Genomic DNA, 20336 nt, shown 5'->3' with positions numbered 1-20336 from the left:
CTCCACGCAGACAACGGCTTTGTGAGTGGCGCGGCCGCGATTGGTTCCCCAAAAAGCTGCGCCAGACCCGGCCCTGGTTGGCCGAACGGCGTTGGCAAGCGCCAGGGCTGTGCTGTTGGTGGTGTGCACAATCGCCCCATGTCTGCCTCCAGCCTCATCCGTCTGATCTCCCTGGCCGCCCTGTGGGGCGGCAGCTTTCTTTTCATGCGCGTGGCCGTACCCCCCCTGGGGGCGGTGCCCACGGCGGTGATGCGGGGCCTGTTTTCGGCCCTGGGCCTGGGCGTTGCGCTATGGGCCATGGGCTACCGGCCACGGCTGGGCCGCTATCTGTGGCCCTTGCTGTTGCTGGGCGTGATCAATTCGGGGATTCCGTTTCTCATGTACGCGCTGGCGGCCCAGGTCCTGCCCTCGGGCTATAGCGCCATCTTCAATGCCACCACGCCGCTGATGGCCGTCGTGGTGGGTTCCCTGTTCTTTGCCGAAGGCATTACGGCTGCCCGGGTGCTGGGAGTGGCGCTGGGCATCGGCGGCGTGGCCGTGCTGGCCCAGGCCGGTCCCCTGGAGTTGACCCCGGCGGCGCTGGGTGGCATTGCCGCCTGCTTTGCAGCCACCGTCTGCTATGCGTTTTCCAGCTTTTTGACGCTGAAGCTGGCCGGGACCCATGCGGTCGTGGATATGCGCGCTGCCGTCTTCATCAGCCAGCTGGGGGCCTTGGTGGTGTTGCTGCCGGCTTTCTGCGTGGCATGGTGGCTGGAGCCCGGCATGCTGGGCCAGCTGGCGCAGGCGCCGCTGCTGGCCTGGGGCAATGTGCTGCTGCTGGGCTTGCTGAGCACGGCACTGGCCTATGTGATTTATTTCCGCCTGATTGCCGACGAGGGGCCGAACAAGGCGCTGACCGTGACCTTCATCGTGCCGGTGTTTGCCGTGCTTTGGGGCTGGCTGCTGCTTGATGAGCCTCTGAGCGCCGCCCACGCCGCAGGCGGCGGGCTGATTGCGTTGTCGCTGTGGGTGGTGCTGCGCTCCAAGACGCAATGAGCTGAGGTGATTGCCGGGCCCGGATGCACGCTTACCAGGCGGCGGGCAGGCGCAGCTGCAGCAACTCCAGAAACGACTGTGCCGCATGCGGCAGCGTGCGGCCGGCCAGGGTCTGCACCTCGATATCGCGCAGATCCATGCCGCGGTCGCTGAGTGGCACGGCCACGAGCGCGCCCGTGGCCACCATGTGGCGGGCGGCGATTTCGCTGGCCACGGCGACCGCCACCCCCTGGGCCGCAAAATTCAGCAGCGTCTTGCCGTGGTTGCTTTCCAGGGCCGGCGACAGCATCAGTCCCTGGCGGCTGCAGGCCGCATCCAGCAACTGGCGCACGGCCGTGCTGGGCGGCGTCAATGCCAGCGGGTAGCGCACCAGCCTGGCCAGAGCCACGCTGCGTTCCTGCGCAAGCTCATGGCCGGGTGCCACCAGCGCCAACACGGGCGCGGCCAGGCGGCAGGCGACGGCAATGCCGGGCTCGGGCACCCGGCTGAAACACAGGCCTATGTCGGCCATGCCGGCGCGCACGGCATCGGAGACCTCGGGCGTGGGCAGAACGATCACCTCGAAGACGATGCCGCTGTGCTCGCGCTGGAAGGCCGCACACAGGCGCGGCAGGAATTCGCTGGCGAAGGCGTCTGAGCTGGCGATGCGCACCTTGCCGCTGCGCAAGCCCTGCAGGGCCTTGATCTCGTCCAGCGCGCGTTCGGCGTCCAGACCCGCACGGCGGGCGTGGTCGGCCAGGATCTCGCCGGCGGCATTGAGCACCATGCCGCGCGGGTGGCGCTCGAACAGCGGCGTGCCCAGCCGCGCCTCCAGTGCCGCAATCTGGCGGCTGATGGCCGAGGCCGCCACATGCAATTTCGCCGAGGCTTCTGTCAGCGAGCCGCATTGCGCGACTTCGTGGAAGTAGCGCAGCGCAGTGTCTTGCAGCAGCAAATGGCGGGACTCGAGCATGGCAATCGCTGGGAATAAATCGCCATTGTGCGCGGTTTGCTGTTTTGGCAATGATGACTTGCAAATTTGCCGATAGCGGCAAATGTCTAGGCTTTCTAAGATGGCCTGTTTGATGGTCGCCAGGCAGCGGCCACCCCTTTCGAACAAGCTGCCATCTCACCGGGAGTTGCCATGCCGGCACGGTCTACTGTTTCAACGATGCGCCGCCAGTGGTTTCGGGCTGCTGCGGCTCTGGCCTGCGGCCTGCTGGCGCTGCCGGCCCTGGCTCAGGGTGAGGCCGCCTGGCCCAACCGTCCGGTGCGGGTGATCGTGCCTTTCCCGGCCAGCGGAGCGACCGATCTGGTGGCGCGCGTGATCGCGCAACGCGTATCGCAGGAGCTGGGCCAGCAACTGGTCATAGACAACCGGCCGGGCGCCGGCGGCACCATAGGCGCCGCCGAAGCCGCCAAGGCGGCGGCCGATGGCTACACGCTGCTGTTCACCACCAGCAGCACGCATGCCATCTCGCCGCATTTGATGCCCAAGCTGGCCTACAAGGCGGACAAGGACTTCAGCCCCATCGTCCACACGGCGGACGCGGCCAGCGTGCTGCTGATCACGCCCTCGCTGCCGGTCAAGAGCGTGCAGGAGCTGATCGCCTATGCCAAGGCCCACCCCGGCAAGCTCAACTACGCCACCAGCGGCAATGGCACCATCGTGCACCTGAACACCGCCGCCTTTGCCGCGCAGGCCGGCATCCAGCTCACCCATGTGCCATACAAGGGCACGGGGCAATCGATCACCGATCTGGCTGCGGGCCAGGTGCACCTGCTGTTCGACGCCATTCCGACGGGCATGCCGCATGTGGCCAGCGGCCGCCTGCGTGCCCTGGCCGTCACCGGTGACAAGCGCAGCACGCTTGCACCCAATTTGCCCACAGTGGCCGAATCGGGCCTGCCCGGCTATTCCTCGGTCACCTGGTTCGGCGTCTACGGCCCGGCTGGCATGAAGCCCGAGCTGGTCGGCAAGATCAACCAGGCTTTCAACCAGGCTCTGCAGAATCCGGAGGTGATCGCCAGCCTGGCCAAGCAGGGTGTGGAGCCCGCCAAGGCGCAGACGCCCGCCCAGTTCGCCGCCATGGTGCAGGCCGACAGCGCACGCTGGGCCAAGGTCATCAAGGACAACCGGATTACTTTGGAATGACATATGCAACCCCCTGTGCGGCTGCGCCGCTTCCCCCTGGAAGGGGGACGGCATCCTCGCCGCGAGGCGGCTCTTGCTCGATGCCTCTGGCTTGGGGCGCGTCAGCTTTAAGCGCGACGCTCATGAATCACTGATCGGACTTAGATATGACAAACCTCATCAAAGATTGGGCGCTTCCCTATGCCTCGCAGCGCTCGCCGGTGCTGGGCCGCAACGTGGTCAGCACTTCGCAGCCTCTGGCCGCACAGGCCGGCCTTTCCATGCTGCTGGCTGGCGGCAACGCCGTGGATGCGGCGCTGGCTGCGGCGATGACGCTCACCGTGGTCGAGCCCACAGGCTGCGGCATAGGCAGCGACGGCTTTGCCATTGTCTGGGACGGCAAGGAGCTGCACGGCCTCAATGCCTCGGGTCGCTCGCCCGAAGGCTGGACGCCCGAATACTTTGCCCAGCTCGGCGGTATTCCTGAGAAGGGCTGGAATGCCGTGACCGTGCCCGGCGCCGTGTCGGCCTGGGTGGCGCTGTCCCAGCGCTTCGGCAAACTGCCTTTCGCTCAGGTGGCGCAGCCGGCAATCGACTATGCCCGCCACGGCTTTGCGGTCTCGCCCACGATTGCCACGTTGTGGGAGCTGGGCGGCAAGAAGCTGGGCGAGCAGCCCGGCTTTGCCGAATGCTTTCTGCCCGGTGGCCGTGCGCCCAGAGCCGGTGAAGTGTTCAAGAGCGAAGCCCATGCGCGCACGCTGGAGGAGATCGCCGCGACCATGGGCGAGTCCTTCTACCGCGGCGCGCTGGCGCAAAAAATGGCCGTGCATTCGCGTGCCTGCGGCGGCGTGATGACCGAGCAAGACCTGGCCGCGCACCAGGCCGAATGGGTGGGCACGGTGTCGCAGAAGTTCGGCGATTCGGTGATCCACGAGATCCCGCCCAACGGCCAGGGCATTGCGGCGCTGATGGCGCTGGGCATGCTGGATGAATTGGGCGTCGGAGAGCAGCCGCTGGACGGAGTGGACAGCGTCCACCTGCAGATCGAGGCCATGAAGCTGGCCTTTGCCGATCTGCACCAGCACAACGCCGACCTGGAGCATATGCGCGTCACTCCCGCGCAGCTGCTGGACCGCGACTATCTGCGCGAGCGCGCCCGGCTTATTGATCGTGACAAGGCCAGCCTGCCCAGCTATGGCGCACCGCGTCCCGGCGGCACGGTCTATCTGGCCGCGGCCGATGCCAGCGGCATGATGCTCTCCTTCATTCAGTCCAACTACATGGGCTTCGGCTCGGGCGTGGTCGTGCCGGGCACGGGCATCAGCCTGCAGAACCGCGGCCACGGCTTTACCACCGAGGCCGGTCATGCCAACCAGGTCGGCCCGCGCAAGCGCCCCTCGCACACCATCATTCCGGCCTTTGCCATGCATGCCGACGGCACGCCGCAAATGGCGTTCGGAGTCATGGGCGGCCCCATGCAGAGCCAGGGCCATCTGCAGATGGCGCTGCGCGTGCTGCGCTACGGCCAGAACCCGCAGGCTGCGGCCGATGCGCCGCGCTGGCGCGTGACCGGCGGCAAGGGCGTGGCCGTGGAGCCGTCCTTCGATGCCGCCGTGGTTGAGCAGCTGCGCGCACGTGGCCATGAGGTCAGCGTGGAGGCCGGCCATGGCGTGTTCGCCTTTGGCGGCGCCCAGCTGGTGCTGCGCGACGGCGAGCATTACATTGCGGGCTCCGATCCGCGCAAGGACGGGTGCGCTGTAGCTTATTGAGGTCCCCCTGAGCTGCTGTGCAGCTTCCCTCGTAGGGGCGACGTGCAACGGGACGACACCTTCGCCGCGAGGCGGCGCGGCCGGCCAGGCTCTTGCTCGGCGTGCGCCAGTTTTTGGCAACGTTGTCACAAAAGCTGCACGTTCTGCGTCTAAGGCTTGGTGCCTGTCACACTGGGTGGCCGGCCCTCAGTCTATTTGCAGGAGACCTCAGGTGAGTCCCACTTCCCATGCTGCGCCGTCCGCCGATGCGGGACTGCAGGAGTTCGAGCGTCATCGTCGGCGTCTGTTCGGTCTGGCCTATCGCATGCTGGGCCAGCGGGCCGAGGCCGAGGATCTGGTGCAGGATGTCTGGCTGCGCTGGCAGGACAGCGAGCGCGCCGCCATTGCCCAGCCCGAGGCCTGGCTGGTGACCACGGCCACGCGGTTGGCCATAGACCGGCTGCGGCGCCTGCGCGTGGAGCGCGAGCATTACGCGGGCTTCTGGCTGCCCGAGCCGCTGGTCCAGCCCTGGACCGAGGCGGCTCCCTCGGCCGAGGACCTGCTGGAGCGGGCCCACGATGTTTCCACAGCCCTGCTGTTCGTGCTGGAGCAGCTCACCCCCGAGGAGCGCGCGGCCTTTTTGTTGCGCGAGGTCTTCGATGCCGACTATGCCGAGGTGGCCCAGGCGCTGGGCCGCAGCGAGGCCGCCTGTCGCCAGCTGGTGCATCGCGCGCGGGCCCATGTAAAGGCCGGGCGGCCGCGCTTCGATGCGCCGGCGCAAGCCCATGCCGAGCTGCTGCGCCGCTTTGCCCAGGCCGCACAGGGCGGAGATCTGGCGCAGATCCAGGCCCTCTTTGCCCCCGATGCCGCGCTGGTCAGCGACGGCGGCGGCAAGGTGGCCTCCTTTGGCCGCGTGCTGGAAACCGGGCGCCGCTTGGCGCTGCTGTACTTCGCCACGGCCCGGCGCCTGCGCCGCGACGGGCAGGAGCAGACCCTGCATCTGGCGCGGGTCAACGGCCTGCCGGGTCTGGTGCGCTGCGTGGACGGCAAGGTGGAGTCGGTGCAGACGCTGCTGGTCGAAGACGGGCTGATCCAGCGCATCTACACGCTGCGCAATCCGGACAAATTGACGGGCGTGATCCTGCCTTCGACTGCTTGAGGGCATCAGCCGCAGAGCAGAAAAAACCATAGCTGCTACCGCTTGTCATTCAATGGATTAAGAATGTTTTATCTCTGAACTTGTTTTGCGTAGAGCGGTAGAGGCTATCTTTATTGATGTTCCTGGTTTGGATCGCAGCGGCTGTCACAAACCGGGCCGCTGTCGCGTCTTAGAGGTATGGGCCAGCCGCAGGGGCGGGCCTGCATTGCCTCAAGGAGTCTTCAGATGGCCGATATCGCCAACCCCATTGCCATTCCCACGCCGCGCCTGGACTTCCGTGCGCTGGCCCCCGAGCTTTACAAGGCCCAGGCCGGCCTCAACGCCCAGATCGCGCGCTCCAGCCTCGGTGTGCAGCTGCTGGAGCTGGTCTATCTGCGCGTCTCGCAGATCAACGGCTGTGCCTTTTGCGTGGACATGCATGTGCGCGAGCTGCTGTCGCGCGGCGAGGATCTGCAGCGCATCAACAGCGTGGTGACTTGGCGCGAGGTGGACTTCTTCGAGATGCGCGAGCGCGCTGCGCTGAACTGGGCCGAGCGCTGCACGCAGCTGAGCCAGGCCCACCCCGCGCCGCAGGACTTCGAAGCCCTGCGTCCCTATTTCAGCGAGCGCGAGATCGTGGAGCTCAGCTACGCCATCGGCTGCATCAATGTCTGGAACCGTCTGTGCGTGGGCTTTGCCGCGCCGGTGGAAAAGAAGCCCATCACTCTCTGAGTACCGGCACATCGTCCCTAGTTCTGGGTGATCTTGCGTTCCTTGACCACCTTGCCCCACTGCTCGTATTCCTTCTTCATGAAGGCCGCGAACTCGGCTCGGGTGGTGGGCTGGGGTGTCAGGCCGTGCTGCTTGAGGGCTTCGGCCACGCCGGGGTCCTTGAGCACTTTGACGATTTCCAGATTCCAGCGGTCCAGCACTGTGGTGGGCGTCTTGCCAGGGGCCACAAAAGCGTACCAGTTCAAAGCCTCGAAGCCCGGATAGCCTGCCTCTGCCACGGTGGGGATGTTGGGCATATAGGCCGGGCGGGTCAGCCCCGTGGTGGCCAGCGGGATCAGCTTGCCCGATTCGATGTGCGGCAAGGCCGTGGGAGGAGCGGCAAAGTAAGAGGTGACGCGCTCGCCCAGCAAATCCTGCAGGGCCGGCGCGCCGCCCTTGTAGGGCACGTGAACCATTTCAATACTCGCGCGCTGGTTGAACAGCTCGCCCGCCAGATGCGAGGCCGAGCCTGCGCCTGTCGATGCATAGTCCACGCTGCCGGGGCTCTTCTTGGCCTTGGCCACGAATTCGGCCAGAGTCTTCACGCCCGCGCCCTTGTGCACCACCAGTACATTGGGAAAGTTCACGCCGCCCGAGATGGGCGCCAGATCGCTGAAGGGGTTGTAGCCCACCTTCATGATGTGGGGCGCAATCGTCAGCGGGCCGATGGAGCCGAACAGCAGTACCGAGCCGTCGGCCGGGGCCTTGGCCACGAACTGGTGGGCGATATTGCCGCCCGCGCCGCCCTTGTTGTCCACTACCACGGTCTGGCCTATGTTCTCGCCTAGCTTTTTGGCAATCATGCGTGCCGCCGCATCGGCAGCACCGCCGGCTGCAAAGCCCACCACCAGGGTCACGGGCTTGTTGGGCAGCCACTCGGGGCTTGCCATTGCGGCAGAGCCCAGCCAGAGCATGGAAGTGGCCACGGCCGTGGCGCGCAGAAAATAGCGTTTGTTCATCATGGTTATGTCTCCTGGTCGGGATGGGCGCCGGTGGTCCGGCTGATTGCTTTAATCCGCACCCAGGCCTATGGGGCTGGGTTGGCGTTTTTCGGTGTTGTGGCGCAAAAGCGATGCCGTGCGGAACACTCCGTGGGCAAACTTGCCGTAGGGCAGGGTGGCAAACAAGGCCATCACGGCGCCCAGGTGCAGGCATAGCAGCAAGGCCAGAGCGGGCGTACCGCGGCCCAGCCACAGCGCCAGACCGCTGGAGGCCACCACAAACAGCAGGGCGATAAAGCCGAGGTCCATGGGCTTTTGCTTCGCGTCGCCATGCAGCGGGTGGCGGGCGCGGTTCAGCTGCCACAGGCCGGCCGTGCCGATCATCAGGCTCACACCGCCCAGAGCACCGAGGATCTTGGGCAGGCTGGGCAGCTCGTAAGGTGCTGGCAGCTTGAAGACGTAGTGGTAAATCGTCGCCAGCCCCGTGGCCGCAAAGCACAGCATGAAGCCATAGAAAGTCAGGTGGTGAAAGCGGCGGCGCTTCAAGGTGTATGCGTCGTCCTCGTTGTGGCAGCCGTCGCCGTGGCCGCCGTCCAGGTACTTGAGGCGCAGCACATCGTGCGTGGCTTCAGCAGCGGCCGGGCCGCTGACATCCACATTGCTGGTGGCGGGCTTTACGTCCTTCCAGAAGCGGCGCACGCCCATGAACAGGGCAAACACCACGAACAAAAACACCGGCGCAAAGATGCTGACCAGCAGGTTGTGCGGGAACAGGTTGTAGAAGTTATTGCCCAGATTGCGGTTCCACAACTGGCCCAGGCCGCCTTGCGCCGCCACGGCCAGTGCCAGGAACAAAAAGAGCCCGGCGACCAGTGCCAGCGACAGCGTCAAGCCGTTCTTCTGGTACAGCTTGCCCAGAGCCGGCGGCCAGGCGTAGTCGGCATAGGTTTGACCGCGCACCTCGGCCATGGCCTTGGGGATGTTGATGGCAAATTCATGCGGCGGCGCGTACTGGCAGGCGTGCAGGCATGCGCCGCAGTTGTGGCAGAGGTTGGCCAGGTAATGCACATCGGCCTTGCCGAATTCCAGCCGGCGCGTCATGGCCGGAAACACGGCGCAAAAGCCTTCGCAATAGCGGCAGGCATTGCAGATCTGCATCTGGCGCGCTACTTCGCTTTCGGCAGCGGTTTCGGGTCCGGTCGCGGTGGGCGCGGGGAGGATGGGTATGACCTTGCCGGCGGCCAGGCTCTGGGCTTCCTTGCCCAGTTCTTGCAGGGATTGGATGCTCATGATTTAGACCTCGTCCTTTACGGCGCCATGGATAGCGGCTTTGCCGGCGGCGGCCAGGGCGGCATTGCGTCCGGCGATGCGGCCAAAAGCCGTGCCTATGGACATGCCGACACCAGCCGTATAGCCCTTGCCCAGCACATTGCCGGCCATCATTTCACCGGCCACAAACAGGTTGTCGCTGGGCTGATCGTCAAAGCGCACGGCGGCGGTGTCGTCCACCTTCAAGCCCAGATAGGTGAAGGTGACGCCGGGACGCAGCGCATAGCCGTAGAACGGGCCGGTATCCAGCGGACGCGCCCAGTGGGTCTTGGCCGGGGCCAGGCCTTCGGTATGACAATCGTCCAGCGCCGTATGGTCAAAGTGGCCTACCTTGCAACTGCTGTTGTAGGCATTCAGCGTGGCCATGAAGGTGTCCACATCTAGGCCCAGCTTCTGCGCCAGCTCGGGCAGGGAATCGGCCTTCACGCCGGGGAACACCGGCGGCATGAAGCGGCCTATGGCCTTGCTGTCGATGATGGAGTAGGCAATCTGCCCCGGCTGCTGGGCCACCAGGCGGCCCCAGATGGCATAGCGCTTGGGCCAGAAGTCCTCGCCCTCGTCATAAAAGCGCTGGGCATCGCGATTGACCACCACGCCCAGCGAGACGCAGTCGATGCGGGTGCAGATGCCGCCGTCATACAGCGGGGCGCGGGCGTCGATGGCCACCATATGGGCCTGGGTCGGGTCGCCTATGCGGTCGGCGCCCTGCTCATCGAGCATGTGGAGCAGCAGCGTGCCCTTGTTGAAGGCCGTGCCGCGGATCAGAAAGTTGTCCGAAGGCCATTCGCCGCGCTCGTTCTGGCCCCAGGCCTCGCGCAGCCATTCGCGGTTGGATTCGAAGCCGCCGGCCGCCAGCACGCAGCTCTTGGCCGTGATGCGCTGACCCTTGGCCCACGCGGCCTGGAAGCGGCCGTTTTCAATTTCCAGTCGATCAACGGGCGATTCGTAGCGAATCTCCACACCCAGCTTTTCGGCGCTTCGGAAATAGGCATTCACCAGCGCCTTGCCGCCACCCATGAAGAAGGCATTGGTGCGCGCCACATGCAGCGCGCCCGACAACGGCGGCTGGAAGTGCACGCCGTGCCTGCGCATCCAGTTGCGGCAGGTGCTGGAGGCGCGAATCACCATGCGGGCCAGATGCTCGTTGGTGATACCGCCCGTGACCTTGAGCAGATCCTGCCAGTACTCGTCTTCGGGGTAGGCCTCGATCAGCACATCCTGCGGTGCATCGTGCATGCAGCGCAAATTGCGGGTGTGGCCGGAATTGCCGCCGCGCCATTCGCGGGGCGCGGATTCGAGCAGCAGCACGCGGCGGCCGGCTTCGCGCGCCATCAGCGCGGCGCACAGAGCGGCGTTGCCACCACCGATGATGAGCACATCGGTGTCAAAGGCTTCAGTTTTCATGATGGGCTGCCATGGTCCGTAGTCCATGGCGGTTCAACGTGGGTGGGAGTTCTTCGCCTCCCGTCACGCCGTGCCCGCTGTTGATCTCTGATTTACAGAGGCAGGACGCGCCCGAAGGAGGTCGTTGCCTGCGAATGTAGAGATTGCCGCCTTCGCCGTGCAGCCGGCTGAGGGTATAGGGGTATCACAATTTGTGATGTATCAGTCTGCAAGCGTGGCGCCTACCCAGGCACCGGATTTCACCAGCTGCCGTGCGCAGTCCACCAGCACCACGCGCGCGGCCAGTGCTGCCGGGGACAGTTCGTCATCGGACAGGCTGCATAGCGCGGCCTTGCGCTTGACGGTGTCGTCGGCAATCTGCGACCACTGAAAGCGCTCCGCCGCGTCCTTGTACAAGGCGACGGCCGACCAGGGCTGGACGGTGGCGCCCATGCCCGCGTCCACAGCCTCCATGAGCAGGGGCAGAGAATCGATTTCCATGGCCATCTGGGACTGGAAGCCCGCCGTGGTGAACGAGGCCATGACGGAGCTGCGCAGGCCGTGGCTGCCGGAAGGCAGGATCAGTGGCACCTGCTGCAGCTGGGCCAGGCTGATGGGCTGGGCATGCTCTATGCGCGGCGCCACCGGTTGCTGGCGCGACTGGATCAGGAACAGCTGTTCTTCCAGTAAGGGTATCACGCTCCAGCGTCTGGCCGTGTGCGTATCAAAAAGAATAGCTAGATCCAGTTGTCTGGCATTGAGCAGACTGGTCAAATGCCCTGAAAGCGTGGACACCATATGCAGGCGCACATCGGGATAGCGCTCGCGCATGGCACGCATCAAAGGCAGGCCCAGCACCGAGGCAATGGTGGGCGAGAGCCCCATGCTGACCGCCCCTGAGAGTCTGGCCTGCTGGGCCGCATGAATGGCTTGCTCGGCATGGCGCAGGGTGAGCTGGGCCTCATGGAAAAAAGCCTGACCCGCCTCGGTGGGAACCACGCCGCGCGGCGTGCGCTGCAGCAATCGGGTGGAGAGTTCGGACTCCAGGCGGCTGATCTGTTGGCTGAGCGCGGACTGCACCATATCTAGATGCAGAGCGGCACGGCTCATGGAGCCCAGTTCAACAATCCGTACAAAGTAGCGCAGCTGGCGCAGTTCCATGGCAAATCCTCACGCCCGCAGCAGTTGATGGGCGCTGGGATAATCGCATACCTATGAGCAACAAGCACCGTGTCGTGGTGGGTTTGTCGGGCGGTGTGGATTCCGCTGTCACCGCCCATCTTCTCAAACAGCAAGGCCACGAGGTCGTCGGCATCTTCATGAAAAATTGGGAAGATGACGATGACAGCGAGTTTTGCTCGTCCAACATCGACTTTGTGGACGCGGCTGCCGTGGCCGATGTGATCGGCATCGAGATCGAGCACGTCAATTTCGCCGCCGACTACAAGGATCGCGTGTTTGCCGAGTTTCTGCGCGAGTACCAGAACGGCCGCACGCCCAATCCCGACGTGCTTTGCAATGCCGAGATCAAGTTCAAGGCATTTCTCGACCATGCCATGCGCCTGGGTGCCGAGAAGATTGCCACCGGCCACTATGCGCGCGTGCGCCAGAACCCCGATACCCAGTTGTTCGAGCTGCTTAAAGGACTGGATAACAGCAAGGATCAGAGCTACTTTTTGCACCGGCTGAACCAGGCCCAGCTGTCCAAAGCCATGTTTCCGGTGGGCGAGCTGCACAAGACCGAAGTGCGCCGCATTGCCGAGGAAATCGGCCTGCCTAATGCCAAGAAGAAGGACTCGACGGGCATCTGCTTTATTGGCGAGCGCCCTTTCCGCGACTTCCTGAACCGCTATATCAGCAAGGAACCCGGCCTCATTCTGGACGACCGCAATCGCAAGCTGGGCAAGCATGTGGGCCTGAGTTTCTACACGCTGGGCCAGCGCTCGGGCCTGGGCATTGGCGGTGTGAAGGAAAAAGGCGCGGCACGCGGCGCGGGCGATCACGCACCCTGGTTTGTGGCGCGCAAGGATCTGGACAAGAACGTGCTGCGTGTGGTGCAAGGCCATGATCACCCCTGGCTGCTGTCCCAGGCGCTGGTGGCCGACCAGATCAGCTGGGTCGCCGGTCACGCGCCTGCTGAAGGCAAGGCCTATGGCTCCAAGACCCGCTATCGCCAGCCCGATTCCCCGGCACTGATTTCGCAAGCCACGGCCCAGGGCTTTCGACTGGACTTTCCCGAGGCGCAATGGGCGGTCACTCCCGGCCAGTCGGCCGTGCTGTACGACGGCGAGGTCTGTCTGGGCGGCGGCATCATTGCCCAGGTGGATCCTGACAAGGCTCAGTAATCTCTCGCCTCGTCAAAGCATTGCTGGGCCAGCTCAGCGGAAAGACCCAGGGCTTGCGCCTGTGGCAGCTGGGCCAGTTGCCAGACGGCTTCACCCAGGTCTTCGCGCTCGCCGGTTTCCATGCCTTTGACGCTGTTGAAGCGTGCGGTGAATAGGCGCAATGCGGCTTGGGCTTGCTCCAGGTCTTGTGCCTGGCCCAAGCCCTTTGCTGCCAGATCGTAGGCCGTATGGGCCAGCTTGGCGCGGGCTGCCGGCCAGCCGGAAAAGGGCCGGCCATATTCCTTGCGCCACCATTCGGGCTTGCGCAGCTGGCTGACCGCGCTGTAGTCCTGCCACGGGCGCAGCTTCTCGCGGGCCTTGAGTTGCTGGCGCAGGCGTTTGCCTTCAGCTTCCTCGACGTTGTAGGCAATGAAATGCTCCAGGCGCGGCCAGCTATCGAGCGCGGGCAGGCCGCCCAGCTGCGGCATAAAGCGCAGTTGCAGCGCCGTCAGCTCAGTCAGGGAACCCAGCGACTCCAGGTGCGCGCACTGGCCCCACAACGCCAGCGAGCTGAGATGGGGGAACTGCTTCAAGCCATGTAGGCAGATGGGCTGCTTGCCCGCACCGTTGCGCAACTCCAGAGAACTCGTCTGCTGCAACAGGCCAAGCTCGGGCAGTTGCAGCGGCGCATCGCTGCTGCGCTTGCTGGTCAGCGGGCTCAGGCTCAGATGCCCGGGCGCCTCTCCCTTGACCGTGATCTTGCTCAGATCGCCTTGCAAGCTCAGCTGCAGAGGGGGAGCGTTCTCGCCGTCCGGCAGATGCAGCGTCAAATGGCCACCGCCCTGGGCCGGCAGATAAATGGCCAGGGTCTGGATGCGCGATGCACGGGCATCCACCTGCAGCTCGCCCGAAAGCGGCGGCCACCAGCTGAAATTTTCAATCGGCCGGCCGGCAGACCAGGCGAAAAAGCCGTGATCGCTGCCGGTGTAGCGAATGTGGCGCGGCCAGGGCGAGCCCGCGGGAGTGGCAAAAGCGTCAAAACACGACCAGCGCAGGAGCTGGTGGGCATCGACCCATAGATCGGCCTTGGGGCAGCGGTCTTTGGGGCCTATGTCCAGACTGCCTTGTCCCGGGCTGGTGCGCAGGATATGGGGCGGACCGTCGGTCAGCGGAAGTGGAAAACGCCCGTCTTCATGGGGCTGGCCGTTGATCACGATAGGCATGGGTGCTCGGTTGCTGCTGCAGGCGGTAGTCGTTCATGGTATGCCATGGGCCGCCTGTGTTCTGGCGGTCAGCAGCGAGCCTTCGGCCAGGGCTGCATCTGCAGCATCGCTTACTGGAGTATTCCCCGGGCCCGGGCTTCGCTGACGGCCTTGGTTCGGGTCGGTACGGCCAGCTTGCGATAGATGTTCTTGATGTGGCACTCCACGGTGTAGCGCGACAGAAAAAGGTTTTCGGCAATTTCGCGGTTGGTCAGTCCATCGGCCACCAGCTTGAGGATCTGACTTTCGCGGGCGCTGAGTACGGCCTCGGGCGCTGGCTCCTGAGGCGTGGCTGCGCGCGGCTGCAATTCGGCAATGATGCGGCGGGCAATAAAGGGGTCGATCGGCGCGCCGCCGCGTAGCACGCTGCGAATGGACAGCGTCACTTCCAGGTCGTCGCGTTCCTTGAGCACATAGCCGTTGGCTCCGGCGCGCAGCGAAGCCAGAATGACGTCTTCCGTGCTCCAGGCCGAGATGACCAGAATGCCCATGCCGGGGTCTGAAGCCCGCAGCTCGGCAATCAGATCGATGCCGCTGCCGTCTGGCAAGCCCAGATCGACCAGGGCCATGGCCACCGGATGCTCTTTCAGGCTGGCCCGGGCCTGGGCCAGCGAGTCGACAAACACCAGGGCATCCTCGGTATAGCCCAGGCTGTAAAGCACTGATTCCAGGCGCTTGCGTATCAAGGGCTCGTCTTCAACCACCATCATGGGGCTGGGCAATATGGATTCCGAGAGCAGGTGCGAGAACGGTGGCATGACACTTTCTGCGGTGAGGGCGTGATGCTGGACTATTCCTGACATCGCGCGGCTTGCCCATCACTGAAAACTGGTAATTTACGGCCGCAACCCTGGGGGAGCGCGCGGAGCTTGCCGGTTCGAGCGGCTACTCGAACGTGCGGGTCTCACGGCCTTGGTGAATTGTTACAGTTTTCGACCGAAGATGTCTGTTCTTTGTCGCGGCCGGACTCTGGTGGCGGCGGAAAACAAAAAAGCGAAGCCTGGGCTTCGCTTTTGGGGGAGGAGACAGAGATTTGTCGCCCGATATCCGCTTTAGAACGGAATATCGTCGTCCATATCGTCAAAGCCCGAGGCTGCGCGCTGTGGCGGAGGAGCCATGGGGGCAGGAGCGGGGCGTGCGGCAGGAGGAGCTTGACGAGGTGCGGCGGCGGGAGCAGGTGCACGGCGGGGCGCTTCATAGCTGCTTTCGCCATAGCCTTCGTCACCATAGCCGCCACCTTGTGGCTGGCCACCGCCTTGGCGGCTGCCCAGCATCTGCATGGTGTCGGCGCGGATTTCGGTAGCGTAGCGTTCCTGGCCGGTGGCCTGGTCGGTCCACTTGCGGGTGCGCAGGCTGCCTTCCACATAGACCTGGCTGCCCTTGCGCAGGTACTGGCCTGCGATTTCGGCGAGGCGGCCGTTGAAGGTCACGCGGTGCCATTCCGTAACTTCACGGTTCTCGCCGGTGTTCTTGTCGCGCCAGCGGTCGGTCGTGGCGATGGTCACATTGGCCACCTGGTCGCCGCTGGGGAAGGTGCGCATTTCGGGGTCTTTACCCAGATTGCCGACGATGATGACTTTGTTGACGGATGCCATAGATATTGCCTTTACAAATTGTGGCCCGGGCAATTAAGAAGGTTCCCGAGCCAATGAAGAGCGCCATTTTGCCCCAAGCGGTGGCGCCCGAATACGAGATTTCCCTAGGTGGCGGCAGGGGTAGAGAGCGCAAACATGCTCTCAGCCATGGCGTCCTACAGGGCGCAGCGGCCAGCTCACGATCAGCCACAGCAGCACCAGTACCGAGGTCAGGGCAAACAGACCCGGGGCTCCTGCCCATTTTGCGATGGCACCGCCAATGGCGCCGCCGGCAAACAGACCCAGAGACTGCAGCGTGTTGTAAGCGCCGAGGGCGGCTCCGCGCAGCGGTGCGGGCGCCATGCGCGAGACCAGACTGGGTTGGGTGGCTTCCAGCGCGTTGAAGCCGCAAAAGAACAGAAACATCAGCAGCGCCATGCACCAGACGGTGGGGATGGTGCCGCTGGCCGCCAGCATGCCCAGGCCTATCTGCACCATCAGCACCAGCGCAATGGCGGCGAGCAGTGCCGTGCGCAGCTTGCCCTTGCGCTCCATGGAAAACAGCGCGCCCATGGCGAAGAACGACAGCACCACGGCGGGCAGGTAGATATGCCAGTGTTCCTGCTTGACCACGCCGGCCTGGACCAGCATGGCGGGCACGGCCACCCACATGGACATCTGCACGGTATGCAGAATGAACACGCCAAAGTTCAGGCGCAGCAAGTCGGTATGGCGCAGCAGGTCGCTGAATTTGCCCTTGGGCGCATTGGCATGCTGCTTGGGCTCGGGCGGAACCACCCAGAGCACCACGGCCACGCCGGCCAGAGCCAGAGCGCAGGTCAGGCCGAAAATGCCGGACAGGCCTACCCAGGCGCTCAGCAGCGGTGCCAGCACCAGGGCCAGCGCAAACATCAGGCCTATGCTGCCGCCCACCAGGGCCATGGCCTTGGTGCGTACGCCATCACGGGTCAGATCGGCCAGCAAGGCGGTGACGGCGGCAGAGACTGCGCCCGCGCCCTGCAGGCCGCGGCCCAACATCAGGCCGGTCAAGGAGTCGGCCATGGCGGCCAGCAGGCTGCCCGCAGCGAAGACGAACAGTCCGGCCACGATGACGCGCTTGCGGCCGAAACGGTCGGAGGCCAGCCCCAGCGGCAGCTGAAACACCGCCTGGGTCAGGCCGTACAGGCCCATGGCCAGGCCGACCATGGCGGGGTCGTCACCCCCAGGGTATTTGCGCGCTTCCAGCGCAAAAACAGGCAGGACCAGGAACAGACCCAGCATGCGCAGCGCAAAAATCAGCGCCAGGGCACCGCTTGCGCGGCGCTCTTGTTGCGTCATGGTGGAAGAGGATTTGTCTACGCCCTGCGTGCCCGCATTCGGGGAGGTTTGGATTCTTTTCACGCTCAAATTTTGTCAAGAGTCAATTTCTTGCGCCCACATTAACTCAAACACCGTGGCACGGTCATGGGTTGGGTGGGGGCAAATAGAACCGCAGATTGTCCGTGAACCTGGGAAAGCTCGCCAGACAAAGCCCTGTCTGACTATCATGGAGAGTTTTCTGCCGCCTGGAGCGCCTGTGTCCGTGAAGCCTGATTCGCACCCTGTAGACCAAGATGACAGCCTCTATCTGGGCCGCTCATTGGCGCAAACGCGCATTGCCATCCGAGGTGCGCGCACACACAACCTCAAGAACATCGACCTGGATATCCCCCGCAATCAGCTGGTGGTGATCACGGGTCTGTCCGGCTCGGGCAAGTCCAGCCTGGCTTTTGACACCTTGTATGCAGAGGGTCAGCGGCGTTATGTGGAAAGCCTCTCGGCCTATGCGCGCCAGTTTCTGGGGCGGCTGGACAAGCCCGATGTCGATCTGATCGAAGGCCTGTCGCCGGCCATCTCCATCGAGCAAAAAGCCACCAGTCACAATCCGCGCTCCACCGTGGGTACGGTGACCGAGATCAACGACTATCTGCGCCTGCTCTACGCCCGCGCCGGTACGCCTTTCTGCCCCGACCACAATCTGCCGCTGCAATCGCAGACCATCAGCCAGATGGTCGACAGCGTGCTGGCGCTGCCCGAGGACACCAAGCTCATGGTGCTGGGCCCGCTGGCGCGCGAGAAAAAAGGCGAATTCGCCGAACTCTTCGTGCAGCTGCAGGCCCAGGGCTATGTGCGCTTTCGCATTGACGGGCAGATTTACGACGCCCAGTCTCTGCCCAAGCTGGAAAAGAACGAGCGCCACAACATCGATGTGGTGATCGACCGCCTCAAGGTGCGCGAAGACGTCAAGCAACGCCTGGCCGAAAGCTTCGAGGCTGCTTTGCGCGCGGGCGGCAATGATGCCGGCGGCCGGGTGATTGCGCTGGAGATGGACAGCGGCAAAGAGCATTTGTTCAGCGCCAAGTTCGCCTGCCCCCTGTGCGACTACTCCCTGCCCGAGCTGGAGCCGCGCATCTTTTCCTTCAATTCGCCCATGGGCGCCTGCCAAGCCTGCGATGGTCTGGGCAACAGCGAAGACTTTGACCCAGACCGCGTCGTGCCCTTCCCTACGCTGAGCCTGGCCAGCGGTGCCATCAAAGGCTGGGACAAGCGCAACAACTACTACTTCTCCATGCTGGAAAGCGTGGCCAAGCACTACGGCGTGAGCACCGAAACCCCGTTTGACGAGCTGCCTGATAACGTGCGCCACATCATCCTATGGGGCTCGGGCGAGGAGGCCATGGCCTTCAACTATGTTTTTGAGAGCGGCCAGCGCAAGGGCGAAGCCTTTATCAAGAGCCATCCGTTCGAAGGCATCATCCCCAATATCAAGCGCCGCTTTCGCGAAACCGAATCCAGCGTCGTGCGTGACGATCTGGCCAAGCTGCGCACCATCCGCAAATGCCCCGAATGCGAAGGCACGCGCCTTCGCCGCGAGGCCCGCTTTGTGCGCGTGGGCGAGGGCGATCAAGCCCGGGCGATCTATCAAATCAGCCATGCCACCCTGAGCGAGGCGCTGGACTGGTGCAAGACCTTGAACCTGAGCGGCGCCAAGGCCGAGATCGCCAGCAAGGTGGTGCGCGAGATTGCCTCGCGCCTGCTGTTCCTCAACGACGTGGGCCTGTCGTATCTGAGCCTGGGGCGCAGTGCCGATACGCTCTCCGGCGGCGAGGCCCAGCGCATTCGTCTGGCATCGCAAATTGGCTCGGGCCTGACGGGCGTGATGTATGTGCTCGATGAACCCTCCATCGGTCTGCACCAGCGCGACAACGACAAGCTGATTGCCACGCTGGAGCACCTGCGCAATATAGGCAACAGCGTGATCGTGGTCGAGCACGACGAGGACATGATGCGCGCGGCCGATCAGGTCATCGACATGGGCCCGGGTGCCGGCGTGCATGGCGGCCGCATCATGGCCCAGGGCACGTATGAGGAGGTCAAGGCCAACCCCGATTCGCCGACGGGCCGCTATCTCTCCGGGGTCCAGAGCATTCCCGTGCCCCAGCGTCGCATGCCCTGGCAACCGGCGGTGCGCAAAAGCACGGAGCCCGAGACCGGCAAGGGCAAGGCTTCGCTGTTTCCCGTCAGTGCCGCGCAAAAGCGTGCGGCCGAAGACCAGGCGCATTCCGATCTGCAAGCCTTGCGTGTGGTGGGAGCCTGTGGCCACAACCTCCAGAATGTGACGGTGGAATTTCCCGTGGGCCTGTTCACCTGCGTGACCGGGGTTTCCGGCTCGGGCAAATCCACGCTGGTCAACGACACGCTGTATGCCGAAGTGGCGCGCCAGCTTTACCGCGCCAGCGACGAGTCGGCGGCCCATGACGACATCATCGGCATGACCTATTTCGACAAGGTCATCAATGTCGATCAATCCCCGATCGGCCGCACGCCGCGCAGCAATCCGGCCACCTATACCGGCCTGTTCACGCCGATCCGCGAGCTGATGGCCGAGACCAATACTGCCAAGGAGCGCGGTTACGGCCCCGGGCGTTTCAGCTTCAACGTGGCCGGCGGCCGCTGCGAGGCCTGCCAGGGCGATGGTGTGGTGAAGGTGGAAATGCACTTTCTGCCCGACGTCTACGTGCCTTGCGACATCTGCCACGGCCAGCGCTACAACCGCGAAACGCTGGAAGTGCTGTGGAAGGGGCGGAACATCTCCCATATCCTGGAGATGACGGTGGAGGATGCCCACGCCTTCTTCAAGGACGTGCCTTCCATTGCGCGTAAGCTGCAGACGCTGCTGGATGTGGGCCTGTCCTATATCCGTCTGGGCCAGAGTGCCACCACCTTGTCGGGCGGCGAGGCGCAGCGCGTCAAGCTGGCGCAGGAGCTGTCCAAGCGCGACACCGGCCGCACGCTCTACATCCTGGACGAACCCACCACCGGCCTGCACTTTGCCGACATCGATTTGCTGCTCAAGGTGCTGCACCAGCTGCGCGATGCGGGCAACACCATTGTGGTGATCGAGCACAACCTCGATGTGATCAAGACGGCCGACTGGCTGATCGACATGGGGCCCGAAGGCGGCTCCGGCGGCGGCCAAGTGGTGGCGGTAGGCACGCCCGAGGACGTGGCGGCCAATCCCGCCAGCTTTACCGGGCGCTATCTCAAGCCCTATCTGGACAAGGCAGCCAAGGCCGGGGCGCGCAAGACGGCTGCAAAATCCAAGATGAAATTGGCCGAAGACTGAACTGCAATAAGCGCTGATAGCTATGGAATCAATAGTGCAAGACGCTCTGGAG

At 64.3% G+C, this 20336-nt stretch carries 16 protein-coding genes; 7 read left to right on the top strand and 9 right to left on the bottom strand.

The window, feature by feature from the left end; genetic code table 11:
- Positions 1-138 precede the first annotated feature (138 nt).
- Positions 139-1035 carry an EamA family transporter gene (locus EAO39_RS00285; protein WP_120970513.1) on the top strand — a complete coding sequence of 299 codons (897 nt, stop codon included), beginning with the start codon at positions 139-141 and terminating at the stop codon, positions 1033-1035.
- 31 nt (positions 1036-1066) lie between these two features.
- Here the strand turns inward: EAO39_RS00285 and EAO39_RS00280 are convergent, their stop codons facing one another.
- On the bottom strand, positions 1067-1987 hold the full coding sequence (locus EAO39_RS00280) for a LysR family transcriptional regulator (protein ID WP_120965101.1): 921 nt from the start codon (positions 1985-1987) through the stop codon (positions 1067-1069).
- Between the two features lie 171 nt (positions 1988-2158).
- Here EAO39_RS00280 and EAO39_RS00275 point away from each other — a divergent pair, with 171 nt between their 5' ends.
- The 4 genes from EAO39_RS00275 (at position 2159) to EAO39_RS00260 (ending at position 6766) form a co-directional block, all read left to right on the top strand.
- Entirely contained in the window at positions 2159-3169 is a 1011-nt protein-coding gene (locus EAO39_RS00275) for a tripartite tricarboxylate transporter substrate binding protein (protein ID WP_120965099.1), read from the top strand.
- Positions 3170-3315: 146 nt separating this feature from the next.
- Positions 3316-4917, top strand: a complete 1602-nt coding sequence (locus tag EAO39_RS00270; protein WP_120965097.1) for a gamma-glutamyltransferase family protein — start codon at positions 3316-3318, stop codon at positions 4915-4917.
- Positions 4918-5128: 211 nt separating this feature from the next.
- Complete coding sequence (sigJ, locus tag EAO39_RS00265) at positions 5129-6055, top strand: RNA polymerase sigma factor SigJ (RefSeq protein ID WP_120965095.1); 927 nt, start codon at positions 5129-5131, stop codon at positions 6053-6055.
- Between the two features lie 225 nt (positions 6056-6280).
- The gene (locus EAO39_RS00260; protein WP_120965092.1) at positions 6281-6766 is read left to right on the top strand and encodes a carboxymuconolactone decarboxylase family protein; all 486 of its coding nucleotides are present in this window, start codon (positions 6281-6283) and stop codon (positions 6764-6766) included.
- Between the two features lie 17 nt (positions 6767-6783).
- On the opposite strand, the gene EAO39_RS00255 is transcribed toward EAO39_RS00260, so the two are convergent.
- The 4 genes from EAO39_RS00255 to EAO39_RS00240 all read right to left on the bottom strand — a co-directional run bounded on the left by EAO39_RS00255 (position 6784) and on the right by EAO39_RS00240 (position 11619).
- On the bottom strand, positions 6784-7767 hold the full coding sequence (locus tag EAO39_RS00255; RefSeq protein WP_120965089.1) for a tripartite tricarboxylate transporter substrate binding protein: 984 nt from the start codon (positions 7765-7767) through the stop codon (positions 6784-6786).
- Between the two features lie 48 nt (positions 7768-7815).
- Positions 7816-9036 (bottom strand): tricarballylate utilization 4Fe-4S protein TcuB, encoded by a 1221-nt coding sequence (tcuB, locus tag EAO39_RS00250; protein WP_205589328.1) that lies wholly within the window; start codon positions 9034-9036, stop codon positions 7816-7818.
- Between the two features lie 3 nt (positions 9037-9039).
- On the bottom strand, positions 9040-10479 hold the full coding sequence (tcuA, locus tag EAO39_RS00245) for an FAD-dependent tricarballylate dehydrogenase TcuA (protein WP_120970509.1): 1440 nt from the start codon (positions 10477-10479) through the stop codon (positions 9040-9042).
- A 201-nt stretch (positions 10480-10680) separates the two neighbouring features.
- Positions 10681-11619, bottom strand: coding sequence for a LysR substrate-binding domain-containing protein (locus EAO39_RS00240; RefSeq protein WP_120965086.1), 939 nt, complete (start codon positions 11617-11619; stop codon positions 10681-10683).
- 53 nt (positions 11620-11672) lie between these two features.
- Between EAO39_RS00240 and mnmA the strand changes: the two genes are divergently transcribed.
- Positions 11673-12803, top strand: coding sequence for a tRNA 2-thiouridine(34) synthase MnmA (gene mnmA / locus EAO39_RS00235; RefSeq protein WP_120965083.1), 1131 nt, complete (start codon positions 11673-11675; stop codon positions 12801-12803).
- Here mnmA and EAO39_RS00230 read toward each other — a convergent pair.
- The 4 genes from EAO39_RS00230 to EAO39_RS00215 form a co-directional block, all read right to left on the bottom strand.
- Complete coding sequence (locus EAO39_RS00230) at positions 12797-14005, bottom strand: transcriptional regulator (protein ID WP_120965079.1); 1209 nt, start codon at positions 14003-14005, stop codon at positions 12797-12799. The genes mnmA and EAO39_RS00230 overlap by 7 nt on opposite strands.
- A gap of 110 nt (positions 14006-14115) precedes the next feature.
- The gene (locus tag EAO39_RS00225; RefSeq protein WP_120965076.1) at positions 14116-14802 is read right to left on the bottom strand and encodes a response regulator transcription factor; all 687 of its coding nucleotides are present in this window, start codon (positions 14800-14802) and stop codon (positions 14116-14118) included.
- A 294-nt stretch (positions 14803-15096) separates the two neighbouring features.
- Positions 15097-15639, bottom strand: coding sequence for a single-stranded DNA-binding protein (gene ssb, locus EAO39_RS00220; protein ID WP_120965073.1), 543 nt, complete (start codon positions 15637-15639; stop codon positions 15097-15099).
- A 141-nt stretch (positions 15640-15780) separates the two neighbouring features.
- Positions 15781-16956 carry an MFS transporter gene (locus tag EAO39_RS00215; RefSeq protein ID WP_120965069.1) on the bottom strand — a complete coding sequence of 392 codons (1176 nt, stop codon included), beginning with the start codon at positions 16954-16956 and terminating at the stop codon, positions 15781-15783.
- A gap of 238 nt (positions 16957-17194) precedes the next feature.
- Between EAO39_RS00215 and uvrA the strand changes: the two genes are divergently transcribed.
- The gene (gene uvrA / locus EAO39_RS00210) at positions 17195-20284 is read left to right on the top strand and encodes an excinuclease ABC subunit UvrA (protein ID WP_240466861.1); all 3090 of its coding nucleotides are present in this window, start codon (positions 17195-17197) and stop codon (positions 20282-20284) included.
- The last annotated feature ends 52 nt before the right edge of the window (positions 20285-20336 follow it).

The sequence above is a fragment of the Comamonas sp. lk genome, from assembly GCF_900564145.1.
GTDB lineage: Bacteria > Pseudomonadota > Gammaproteobacteria > Burkholderiales > Burkholderiaceae_C > Comamonas.
This window is presented reverse-complemented; position numbering and strand designations above follow the sequence as displayed.